Source organism: Nostoc sp. PCC 7524, assembly GCF_000316645.1.
Taxonomy (GTDB): domain Bacteria; phylum Cyanobacteriota; class Cyanobacteriia; order Cyanobacteriales; family Nostocaceae; genus Trichormus.
This window is the reverse complement of the sequence record NC_019684.1, coordinates 2,298,881-2,311,365: the sequence shown is the minus strand read 5'-3', so window position 1 is coordinate 2,311,365 and position 12,485 is coordinate 2,298,881. Positions and strand designations below refer to the sequence as shown.

Annotated in this window: 9 protein-coding genes; 3 read left to right on the top strand and 6 right to left on the bottom strand. The window is 42.3% G+C overall.

Annotation, left to right across the window (positions count from 1 at the left end; all coding sequences use genetic code 11):
• Positions 1-80 precede the first annotated feature (80 nt).
• On the bottom strand, positions 81-1,088 hold the full coding sequence (gene bioB, locus NOS7524_RS09125; protein ID WP_015138194.1) for a biotin synthase BioB: 1,008 nt from the start codon (positions 1,086-1,088) through the stop codon (positions 81-83).
• Between the two features lie 167 nt (positions 1,089-1,255).
• Here bioB and NOS7524_RS09120 point away from each other — a divergent pair, with 167 nt between their 5' ends.
• The gene (locus tag NOS7524_RS09120) at positions 1,256-1,834 is read left to right on the top strand and encodes a GNAT family N-acetyltransferase (protein WP_041555644.1); all 579 of its coding nucleotides are present in this window, start codon (positions 1,256-1,258) and stop codon (positions 1,832-1,834) included.
• Positions 1,835-1,905: 71 nt separating this feature from the next.
• On the opposite strand, the gene NOS7524_RS09115 is transcribed toward NOS7524_RS09120, so the two are convergent.
• From NOS7524_RS09115 to NOS7524_RS09105, 3 genes are all read right to left on the bottom strand, one after another.
• Complete coding sequence (locus tag NOS7524_RS09115; protein WP_041555250.1) at positions 1,906-3,321, bottom strand: cation:proton antiporter; 1,416 nt, start codon at positions 3,319-3,321, stop codon at positions 1,906-1,908.
• Positions 3,322-3,563: 242 nt separating this feature from the next.
• Complete coding sequence (gene bicA / locus NOS7524_RS09110; protein ID WP_015138191.1) at positions 3,564-5,243, bottom strand: bicarbonate transporter BicA; 1,680 nt, start codon at positions 5,241-5,243, stop codon at positions 3,564-3,566.
• 1,065 nt (positions 5,244-6,308) lie between these two features.
• Entirely contained in the window at positions 6,309-6,584 is a 276-nt protein-coding gene (locus tag NOS7524_RS09105) for a hypothetical protein (RefSeq protein ID WP_015138190.1), read from the bottom strand.
• A gap of 245 nt (positions 6,585-6,829) precedes the next feature.
• Here NOS7524_RS09105 and NOS7524_RS09100 point away from each other — a divergent pair, with 245 nt between their 5' ends.
• Positions 6,830-7,642 (top strand): hypothetical protein, encoded by an 813-nt coding sequence (locus NOS7524_RS09100; RefSeq protein WP_015138189.1) that lies wholly within the window; start codon positions 6,830-6,832, stop codon positions 7,640-7,642.
• Here NOS7524_RS09100 and NOS7524_RS09095 read toward each other — a convergent pair.
• Positions 7,632-8,021, bottom strand: a complete 390-nt coding sequence (locus tag NOS7524_RS09095) for a cupin domain-containing protein (RefSeq protein ID WP_015138188.1) — start codon at positions 8,019-8,021, stop codon at positions 7,632-7,634. The two genes, NOS7524_RS09100 and NOS7524_RS09095, sit on opposite strands and share 11 nt — an antisense overlap.
• Positions 8,022-10,904, bottom strand: coding sequence for a glycerol-3-phosphate acyltransferase (locus NOS7524_RS09090; RefSeq protein WP_015138187.1), 2,883 nt, complete (start codon positions 10,902-10,904; stop codon positions 8,022-8,024).
• 542 nt (positions 10,905-11,446) lie between these two features.
• On the opposite strand from NOS7524_RS09090, the gene NOS7524_RS09080 reads away from it, so the two are divergent.
• On the top strand, positions 11,447-12,367 hold the full coding sequence (locus NOS7524_RS09080; RefSeq protein ID WP_015138185.1) for an SGNH/GDSL hydrolase family protein: 921 nt from the start codon (positions 11,447-11,449) through the stop codon (positions 12,365-12,367).
• The last annotated feature ends 118 nt before the right edge of the window (positions 12,368-12,485 follow it).

Genomic DNA, 12,485 nt, shown 5'->3' with positions numbered 1-12,485 from the left:
ATTTTTGGGTGTTCCCTAGATAGGGTTATGGGGGCATGAGTGAGCAAGAATTCACAACCCCTACACCCCTATTTAACTGCTTATCCTACAACCGCAGGACTAGCTACCTGATTCGGTCTTTGGGCAGGGGGACGCATTTCTAAACCAAGTAAATTTAGCATTTCTTGGTCAGCATCGTAATCTGGACAGGGGGTAGTCACTGTCAGCATCTTGTTGTCGTCGCTGGAAAAGATGGAGTTAGCCCCCGCCATGAAGCAGAAAGCTTGTTCAACTTGAGAAAGTCTTGCCCTACCAGCACTCAAGCGCACGTCGGAAGTTGGCATAACTATACGTGCAGTGGCTATCATCCTGACAACATCCCAAATAGGAACATCGGGCTGATTTTCTAACGGTGTACCTTCTACTTGAGAGAGAATATTAATTGGTACTGACTCTGGATGGGGATGTAGGTTTGCCAAAGTGTACAACATGGAAATCCGATCCTCGACGCTTTCGCCTAAACCCAGGATACCACCGGAACATACGGTGACATTGGTCTGCCGGACATTTTCAATAGTGTTCAGGCGATCGCCATAAGTCCTAGTGGTGATAATTGTACTGTAATATTCGGCTGAAGTATCTAAGTTATGGTTATAAGCATACAGTCCAGCTGCTTCCAATCGTTTGGCTTGGTCTGCTGTCAGCATCCCCAAGGTACAGCAAACTTCTAAACCCATGTCGGTGACATCTTTAACCATATCCAGGACTCTCTCAAATTGAGAATTATCCCGCACTTCCCGCCACGCTGCACCCATACAAACGCGACTGACACCTTTTTGTTTAGCGTTTTCGGCAATGTTGAGGACTGTTGCTTTATCTAAGAGTGCTTGGGGTTTGACTTCAGTTTGATAACGGGAAGATTGGGCGCAGTAGCTACAATCTTCTGGACACCCGCCTGTTTTAATCGAGATGAGCTTACAGACTTGGATCTGTTTGGGGTTATGATATTGGCGATGGATGCTAGCAGCTTGGTAAATCAGCTCTAGCAATGGCGTTTCGTATATTGACCGAATTTCTGCTTCCTGCCAATCGTAGCGTATTCCCGACATTACTATCCTTCTTTTAGACTGGATGGAACAACAGCTGTCTTGTTGTTATATCTCAGCCAAGTATATCTTTTACATTCAGCGATCGCATAGAAGTTTTACTACAGATGGCAGTCCCCAGCCCCCAATCCCCAGTCCCCAGTCCCCAATCCCTATTTTCCCGACTGACTATGAAATCAGAACTACCCATAATTACCAGCGATCGCCTACTATTACGAATAGGTATTCAAGAAGATATACCCAAAATTCTGAAATATTTTATTGACAATAAAGCTTTCCTCACACCATTTTATCCTCGTTGGGCAGAAAGTTTTTTTACAGCAGAGTATTGGCACTATCAATTAGAAAATAATTTTCTAGAATTTATTCACGACCAATCTTTAAAACTATTTATTTTTCCCAAAAAACATCCAACTAAAGTAATTGGCACTATCAATTTTAATAATTTTATCAGAGGAGCCGCTCATTTCTGTCATGTGGGATATAGTCTAGCTGAGGCTGAACAAGGCAAAGGCTATATGACTGAAGGATTACAGGCAGCCACTCAATATGTATTTGAAGAATTAAATTTTCACCGCATCATGGCAAATTATATGCCACACAATCAACGCAGTGGTAATGTTCTTAAAAGGCTAGGATTTGTTGTGGAAGGTTACGCTAGAGACTATTTATTAATTGATGGCAAATGGCAAGATCACATTCTCACCAGTCTGATTAATCCTCACTGGCAACAAAATAATGAGGAGTAGGGGTTTAGCATTGCTAAACCCCTACTCCTCATTACTCACTACTCAATACTCATTTCTAAACAATGCCCGATTTACCCAATTACGTCAACTTTTTCCAAAGATTCTGGTGTATCGGTAGACTGTTTAAATGCAAACCGCAACAAAGGGGGTGCTAGGAAGGTAGTCAGGATGACCATAATAATAATTGCAGCTTGCAGAGGTTTATCTAAAGTACCACTAGCCGCACCAATACCTGCAAACACAAGACCCACTTCACCACGGGGAATCATGCCTACACCAACTGCCAAGCGGTTGATACCAGGCTGACCAAATATTGACCAACCGGTGACAACTTTACCAATGATTGCCACCACAATCAAGAAGGCGGCGATAATTAATCCTTCTCTGTTTTCGGGAACTACAGGATTCAGCACCCCTAAATCTACTTTAGCTCCGACTGTCACAAAGAAAACTGGTACGAGAATATCAGCAATGGGCTTCACCTGCTCATCTAACTCTTTACGTTTGTCGGTTTCATCTAAAACTAAACCAGCCGCAAAGGCACCTAAGATAGCTTCTAAATGAATGGCATTACCCAAGAACGCCATAAAGAAGGCAAAGACAAATGCTGGAATGACTAAATTACCTCGTGTTTGCAGTTTATCTGCAATGGCTACAAAGCTTTGATTGAAGAATTTGCCCAGTAAAATCGAGCCGACAAGAAAAACAGTGGCGCTGACAATTAAATAAATGACGTTGAAAATATCCACTTCGCCTGTTTTAGCCAGACTAGCAACCACTGCTAACACGATGATGCCTAAGATATCGTCAATGACTGCTGCACCAACAATAATTTGACCTTCTCTTGATTTGAGATACCCAATTTCTGAGAGAACTTTAGAGGTAATACCAATACTCGTTGCTGTCAGGGCTGCACCAGCAAAAATCGCCGGAATAACTGGGGCATTAAATAATAAAATCAGTCCGGCTGTACCAGCAGCAAAGGGAACTGCTACCCCAACACAAGCGACAATTGTGGCTTGATAACCGACTTTTTGCAGTTCTTTTAAATCTGACTCCAAACCGATTTCAAATAACAGAATAATTACACCCAACTCAGCCAAAATGGAAATTGCTTCACTTTGACTGTTAAAAATGGCTGTAACTGCATCCGGTGTGAGGTTGTTAATGAATTGTAGAGCCGTCATGATGAGGGAATCACCAGCCACTGCACCGCTTTCAGGAAACACAACCAAATGTAAGGCTGAAGCACCCACCACTACACCACCAACTAATTCCCCTAAAACTGGAGGTAAGTCCATCATCCTAGACAACTCACCGCCAATTTTACTAGCCAGATAAATGACTACCAAAGTGAGTAGTACCCCAGTTAGGATAATGGGAGCATTTTCGGCGTTGGGTTCTGTTGCCAACAACAAAGTTGGCAATGCAGAGATTAAGGGTGTGAAAAAATTCATCGAATTAAGGATTGGTTCTGAGAAAATCATGTTTATCTATCGTGCTGGTATCAATCATTCATCAATTTGAGCGCAAATAAGTGGACAGGTTTTTACCTGTCCAAATTAGTTGTATCTTTTGCTAGAGTCTAGCTTGATTGTGTAACGTGGGGATTGGGGACTGGGGATTGGGGACTGGGGATTGGGGAATAGGAAAGATAATATACACACTATCACCTGTTACCTGTTACCTGTCACCTGTCACCTGTCACCTATCACCTATCACCTGTCACCTAGTAGACGCTAGTAGTAGTATCTGTTTTTACTAAAGCAACAGCTTGTTTAAGTGCTTCTACACGGTCTACAAACATATGATGGGAAGGTACAAATCTAGAAACACCAAAGTTTTCTAAGCGGCGTTTGACTTTGCCGGTTGCACCGACGATGAGAACGTGACGACCTTGTTCAGAAGCGTCTTTAATCGCATTTTCAATCGCTAAAGACGCAGTGACACCCAACATGGGTACATCACTGAGATCCACAATTAGCACATCGGAGTCTGCCATTGCTGAGTGTTCACGAGCGATCGCTTTGGAAACCCCAAAAATCATCGGTCCACTCAAGTAAAATAGCAAGATGCGTCCATTGGCTTGATCGAGTAATTGCTTCTCTTCATTATTCAAAACGATGTCATCATCAGCATCACTAATAGTCTTGACTTCCTGCGCTTGTAATTGTGAAAGACGCTCAATAGTCAAGATGTTGGCAATGAATACTCCAATACCTACAGCCACAATCAAGTCTACAAATACGGTGAGGAATAACACACCGTACATAATGACTGTACCTTTCCAAGAAACTTTGTGAGCGCGTTTCAGGAAACTCCAGTCGAGAATATCAATCCCCACCTTCAAGGCAATACCAGCTAATACTGCCATTGGGATGCTTTCTGTTAAATTCGCTGCCCACAAAACTACAACCAACAAAACTAAGGCACGAGTTAAACCAGATACAGCAGTTCTAGCACCAGTTTGGATATTAACTACCGTCCCCATTGTTGCACCAGCACCTGGTAGTCCACCAAACAAACCAGATACTACGTTACCAATGCCTTGACCAATTAATTCTTTGTCCGATTTATGTTCAGTGCGGGTTAAACTATCTGCAATTACAGCTGTTAGTAGGGTGTCAATACAACCCAACATCCCCAACATTGCACCATCAATAATCATGGTTGTGATTTGCGATGGCGTGAAGGTAGGCATTTGTAATTGTGGTAATCCCATTGGGATTTCACCGATGCGTCTAATGTTTTCTGGATTACCAAGAAAGAAAAGAGACACTACAGTCCCAACAATTAATGCTACTAACTGGGGTGGTACAACACGCTTAATTTTCGATGGCATCAAGAAAATAATTGCCAACGTCAGCACACCCAAAGCAGTTTCGGCAGGATTAATTTTTGTCACTAAATTGGGTAAATTCTGCACTATCCCCAATACCCCACCTTTAGGGTTAGGTTGTCCAATAAAGGGGGCGACTTGCAAAATAATTAGAATTACCCCAATCCCTGACATAAAGCCAGAAATGACGCTGTAGGGCATGAGGGTAATATATTTACCCAGCTTAAATATGCCAAAAAGAATTTGAAACAAACCCGCTAGCATGACTACAGTAAAAGCCATTGCTAAACCAGTTTTTTCATCACCACCAGCCGCCGCAGTCATGGAAGTAACAACGGCAGTCATGACGACAGTCATCGGCCCTGTGGGTTCGGAAATTAGGGTTGGTGTACCGCCAAATAATGCGGCAAAAAAGCCGACACAAACAGCACCATAAAGACCAGATGCTGGCCCCGCACCAGAGGCGGCAGCAAAAGCCAAAGCTAGCGGTAGAGATACAATTGCGGCAGTGACACCACCGAATATATCCCCTCGCAAGTTTCTAAAGTTGATCGTATTGGTCAAGGACATTTTGGTTTCCTAAAACAAGCAAAGACGTTTTGATGGTTGACAAAAATTGGGCAGTCTTTCGTAAATTTTTTATTTCATAGTCATGAAAAACATAGACAAGAAAACAAAATTTTCTTGCCTAGCCAAAGACGGGTACAAAAAAGCTATATACACCACTTACATCAAGAGTAAGTTTTATTTATAGCTAAGTTAATTTCTTCTGAGAATAGCTTACATTGTTTAATCCCAATATTGTACATTTGATTTGCTGATAATTAAAACAATATTAAATCACAACCATCAAGAAAAACTTATACATCTGAATAACTCTTGGTTTAATGAGTAATGAATTGCGTCAAAGCAGTCAATTGCACACAAAATATACAAGCCTTTATATATCGGTAATTTTTCTTTATATTTTTGAAGTGTAACCATGCGCTTCCTACTAGAAGAGAAGTTTAGACAATTCGGCAACCGTAATCTTTGAAGAGCCGTTTGAATGGATATATCAACACACAGAGAGCGGATTTCGTAAAGCAATCAAGGCAGGGATCAATCTGAATCTCGGTATTCCTAGCCTATCGCCAGTGGTTAACTAAGGGTGGGAAAATGGCGCTACATAGTTGAAGCAGTAAAGTTACAGCCTTTGTTTAGCACTTTACACAACTGGCTAGAAATAAACAATCACAGAATATATAGCAGTCCGCTTTAATTTCTGTAACCTTTACAGAAGGCGTAGCTAAATTATTTGCACAGGTAGATGACAGATTACAGGTGACAGGTTATGGGAAGACAGATTATCAGGTGTACTGAATTTTTATGCTAGGGGGAATTGATAATTCAATCTAATTAATAGATTAATAGGATTGTATGGATCTTACAGATACTTAGTTTACAGTTGACAAATTAATTAAAGTGTCTTAAGTTACTGTTTATAAGATTTGATCATTCTAGAAATCATTCACCTCGAATAAGGGAATTGTCCAAAATAATAACCCTACTTTCTGAAAGAAAGCAGGGTTGTTGATTTTCACAAATATGGAAAATGGCTATATGAGAGGTCTTGTGCTGCCAAAGCGGATACTTTTATGATTGCCAAGGCGAAGGAATGGCCGTAGTGGAAATTACCTGATTGGCCATTAACTTAATTGCCGTTCTACCACAATTGGGACAAGGGACATCTAAGACTTGAGAAGAGACTCCTTCTACTTCACTTAATAAACCTTGTTTGCAGTGCCAACACTCATAAATGACTCTATGTACTGGCTGGTTGCAGTCCAGTATTTTAACGTGTTGAAAATTTCTCGTTTCGTTGTCTGGGGTTCTTGGTTTGTAGGATTTTTTGAATTCTCTAACTTCCATCGTTGCTTCGGTGATGAATTTTTTAGTGCAGCAGGGACTGGGAATGGGATATTAGTGAATAAATATGTTCATGCTAAATGTTGGGTTAAGTCTCAATCTAGTCTATCAAAGTTAAGACTGAGGCATCAGCAATAAAAAATCAATAGTTAAGTAAAACTAAATACTAATTGGGAAAATTGCGATCGCAGTGGGTAGATTAATGTATAAACCTGACACACACTGCACCCAAGCTACTGGTTAAATTTATGACGGAACTACAAGAAGTATTGAAATTCATTGAGAAAATTGAAAGTGAAAACTCTGGTAAATCTGCTTATGAAATTACTAATCTGCTACGGGGATACACCAAACCACAATATACAACTAAGTTATGGAGTTTAGCCACAGGCTATAACCAAAAATATATTCAGGGAGAATTACAGGGAAAACTCAACCATGAAGTAGTGCTGAGTAGTGAAAAGACTGATTTCGCACACTTTATCGCCGCACTCTCAGATCAAATCAATCAACCAGGAATGCGTAAATCTGATTTAACTTGTTGGACAAGTGATCATACTTCATGGGCTGGGGATATTGGTTCAGCCATTATGTTTTATCGTACTCAGTCTCAGGCTAAAAAAATTAGTCTTGATGAAGCACTCAAGAGATTAGCTAGTGATTCTGATTACACGGCAAACATTGCAGCTTATTTAATTGGTGCGAAACTTAACTCTGATTATACGGTTAATATTTCCCAAGCGATCGCTCAGTATCATGCTATTGAATATACAGAGCATATTCAGACATTTATTAAAAAGCGTTTTGGTGGAATTATTTTAGGGAATAAACTTCAGAACCCAAATACACTAGAGGCTGAGATTCGCCGTGTTGTATCTACATATATCCAGTTGTCTGATACTGCGTCTGATTTATATAAATCTCTCAAAAATTTACTGAGGCTACCACTGAAATTAGAATGGGGCAACAACACTGCACCCCATAGTAGCGATTTATCAACTGGTTCTCTACATTTTTTATCTCACCTAATTAAGTATGGCAATTTAGCCATTAGTCATTAGTTTTTCTCCTCTGCCCCTCTGCCCCTCTGCTCCCCTGCCCCTCTTCTACCCGCAAACCGAAGTACGTCAAAACCAATTCATCTGTACTATTATTAATAACTTCGTGAACTTCTCCTGGTTCTATGGCTACGCAATTTCCAGGTAGCAAGGGATATTCTTGCCCATCAATGCGAATGATGCCCGCACCAGCTTGCACGAAGAATACCTCACACATATCTTGGTGGGCGTGGGCTGATGCAGTTTGCCCAGGGGCAAAGCGGGCTTGAGAAAAGTTGGTGAGGTGGGGTAAATCACCAAACCTTAACATTACTTGCTTTTTAATTTCGGGGTTGTGGGAAACAGGTTCTTCTGGCAAGTCGGGGAGATATACATTAATCATTTACTTATTTGGTCTTAAGTCGTTAGATAGTTCCACAATACCCCTAGAGCCATCAATTCTCACTCGTTGATCATCTTGCAAAATCCATGTAGCGCCTTTAACATCCATTACCGCAGGAATACCGTACTCACGGGCAACGATCGCACCGTGGGAAAGTCTGCCTCCAGCTTCGGCAATCAAGCCTCCAGCCCTGACTAATAAAGGGGCCCAACCAGAGTCTGTATAAGGTACTACTAATATTGTGTCTTTATCGATAGCGGGCAAGTTTTGTAAATTCCGCACCACCTTGATCCTGCCTTCGGCTTGTCCGTGGCTGGCGGGAATACCTTGTAATATTTGGTCTGAGTAAATGCCGACGGCGGTTGTGGGATGGGGGGGAATGTTGCCGTAGACAACCAGGGGGACTTGCTCAATTTGGCTATCTTGCTGGAATTGCGATCGCCTAAATTTGATCATGGCACTTAAGCTTTGCAGCAATTCGGGATCAGCATCTGCTACTAACTGCCGTATTTCATCTAATTCTAAAAAGAAAATATCCCCTACTTGTTGCAGTAAGCCCATTTGCAACCAAATCTGCTCTAACGCCACGAATTTCCAGCGCAATACTGCTAACAAGCGAGAATAAACCTCTGTAACTCGCCCTTTAATATCTATACGGCGTTGCACTACACCGCGTTTGCGTTTGCTTGGTTCAAAATTCGCCTTATCCGGTTCACTCAGATGAATTAACTGGACAAATAATTGCTTGATGGGTTGGGGTTCTTCTTTCCAGGTGGGAATGGCAATATTTGTACCCACATCACTTAAATAGCCGTAATCCTCCAATAATTCATCTAAGCCATACAAAATCTTTTGTCCCTCTGGGGTGAGTTCCAACTTTTCAAATATTTGCTCCGGCTCGCATTCTTCCGGTAAGACTTGCTTGGCATCGGTAGCTAAGGCTCTCAGGGAACGCAAGGCGGCGACTTCGGGGGTGACGCTGTTATCAATTTGCTCATCTTTCACCCGAAAAATTCCCTGTCTGATGGCGGCGCTTAAGGGGGCTAAGATGCTGTAATAGGTGCCAATACGCAGTAATTCCAGATTCAAATCTATCCGTTCTAACAATTCAGCCGGTGTTAGTTCCTCTGTAGATTCATTCGCTAATTGCGACAAACCCGGAATAAATACCTTTTGGTAGTCTCGTTTAAAATCTTTTTCTAAACTGAGTTCTTGCTGGAGTAACTTGAGTAACCCTGGCAGATTCTTGAAGGTAGACTGCAAGGGCGGTTTAGTTAATTTTGCTCCCCTGGTTAAAAACTCTAAGCTTTCTGGTGGTAATCCCATCCTTAAAAAAATCTCTCCCAGGAGAGAGGCGTTAAAATAAGCTCTGGAGTAATGCAGGGTTGCTGTTTCTGTAAAATCTAATCCTGTAGCGCGATCGCCTAAAACTAAACTAAAAATATCTCCCCAAACACCACAAGTTAAAGGACGGTTAATCGACCAAGTTAGGGGATGCACTACCCCAGGAATGACTTCAGCAGCAATTTTGCGTGTCCAGATGGGGAGTAGAGTAGTAATAGGTCGAGATTGCAATAACCACAAGGTTTGACCGTCGTAACTCCACTCAATATCCTGTGGTACACCTAGGTAACGTTTTTCTAGGCGGCGGGCTAGGTATGCTACTTGCTTGATTAAAGCTTGGGGAACTCGTCCTGTACCCTCTAACTGTACAGAGGCAAGATTGTCTGTATCGACAACAAACACCCGATATTGTTCTGGTGTGACTTTACCTGAAACAACTTGTGTGGGGCTACCGGGTAAAGCTTCGATAATCACCGCATCCCCTTGTTGGCTCAGGGGATCACGACTAAAAGCCACCCCTGAGTAGGCGCTTTGAACTTGCTGTTGAATTAATACTGCCATTGCGGAATCTGGTAAACCGCGATCGCGGCGATACTGCACAGCAGAGGGATGGTTATAGGAATCGCGAACTTGAGCAATAGCTTGTTGTAGTTGCTGTTTGCTGGTGACGTGGATAACTGTTTCGTACTGCCCAGCCGCCGAAGCTTGTTCTGAATCTTCCCCAATGGCAGAGGAACGCACGACTAAGGGAGATAAATCTGAAGGTTGGAGAAATGCTAATAATTTTTCAGGATCATCACCGGGAACGAGTACCCATCCCTTGGGTACTGAGTAACCCCAGCGTTTAATTTGGGATAAGGTAGCGGATTTTTGTCCGACGAGAGCCACATCTAACTCATCGTCTAAGGAAAGAATAGCGCGATCGCCCCGTAAATATTCCAAGACTGCCTGTGATTGGGGATCTACCTCTTGGACTGGTAAATTCAAATCATCGGGAATCTTTTTATAAATCCACCCCAATAAACCAGCTAAGGCAACAGCAGCGAGAATTTTGGGAAAATCTTCAGCATGGAGGAGTACCACAAACAAAGGAAACACAAATAAGACTCCATACTTGACTAAATTTCTAGATTGCAACAGCGTAAAGCTGATAATTGCCAGTAAACCCACAAATACTGATAAGAGTGGATCGTGTACCAGCAAACCCCAAACCACATTAGTCGTTCCCGCCCCTCGCCCCATCGAGTATCTACCAAATACTAGGGCAATCAGAGCCAGTAATTCCCAAAATGATCCCTCTGGGAAAAAAGCACGGGCGATAAAAACTGCGCCTATTCCTTTCATGGCTTCTGACAAAACTGCCAGAATGCCCGCCACTGTGCCACCGTGGTAAAAAGCTGCGGAGACACTGATATTTCCCGTTCCCAATTGAGCCAAGCGTTTCCGCTTCAGTGCGTAAGTGATCCAAGCAATGATCGGTAACGCACCCAAGAAGGGACAGGCAATCAAAATAGCTAAAGCACCCCAAAGTTCTCTCATTATGGATTTCGGATTTTAGATATATCTTCACCTAAAATCTCAAATCTGAAATTCTAAAGTTTTTCCGAAATTTTTTGATAATTTTTAGGGCGCTATGGAAATTTGATTAACGGACACACGGCTGGGGTGGAGAACCTTGTCGCCGGTGTCCTTATCAGCTGCTGTTTGCTCAGTTGAGAGCGTAAGCAGCCTGTAGCGCCCAAATAATCAGGCCGGCAATAGATCCCAATAGTAACACAGTAGAGATAGTAACTAATTTGGGGGAATCTGCCCCTTGAAATTTCATGATTCCGCGATTTAAGTCGGACATAGCTTTGTAATCCTCCCTTTGTTACAGTGCTAATTTGTCCGTTTTGATTTTAGTCTTTATATTTGCCGATAGGACAATATTACACATAATATTTTGTTTAAGCTTTGCAACATTTTCATCAGTCTGGGGACTGGGGACTGGGGATTGGGAAAGCAGAGGAGCAGGGGAGAAAAACTATTGCCTATTGCCTATTGCCTATTAACTATTAACTATTCCCGGAGGTGATGAATTGGTGAAATTAACAGTGGTGATTGTTTTAGCGGTGATAGTGGCTTTGTTGTTGGGAGAGATGGGATTACGATCGCTGTTTGGTTTTGGTAATCCCCTGACTTATATTGCTGATGAGGAAATCGGTTATTTGTTAGCGCCCAATCAACGCACTCGTCGCTTTGGCAATCGGATTGAGATTAATGAGTATTCTATGCGGAGTGCATCTATATCCCAGATACCTGCACCCTCGACGCGGCGAATATTACTTTTGGGAGATTCTATCGCTAATGGTGGTTGGTGGACAGATCAGGCTAATACTATTTCTAGCTTGATGATGGCTAGCCTGTCTCATCATCAGCCTACAGAGGTATTGAATGCTTCGGCTAACTCTTGGGGGCCGAGAAATGAATTAGCTTATCTCCAGAAATTTGGCACTTTCCAGGCTCAGGTGGTAATTTTATTGATTAATACAGATGATTTATTTGCTACTGCACCCACAACTTTACCAGTGGGGCGCGATCGCAATTACCCAGACAAAAAACCACCCCTAGCATTAATCGAAGTTTGGCAGCGTTACGTTAAAAAGCCCCAGCCGATTCCGGAAATGAAAGCAATCATGGCAGAAGCCGGCGATCGCGTGGGTGTGAATCTAGAGGCGATCGCCAAAATACAAGTATTAACTCGTCAAAACAGCAGCCAATTTCTACTGGTGATGACTCCGTTATTGCGAGAACTAGGCGAACCAGGCCCCCGTGATTATGAAATTACAGCCCGTAAGCGTCTCCAGGATTTTTCACAGGCACAGCAAATTACCTATATAGATTTTCTGCCGATATTTAATTCTACTCCTAACCCTAAAGCCTTATACCAAGACCATATTCATCTCAACTTACAAGGTAATCAGTTATTGAGTCAAGAAATCGAGCGATCGCTGTTGAAATAAGTAAGTCGGTGGGAAAAAACACAACTATGTTAAGAAAAATAAACTAGGCTCAAACCCTCTTCCCTCCTGCCTCCTGCCTCCTGCCTCCTGCCTTGCCATAGCGATAATTTTTAACACT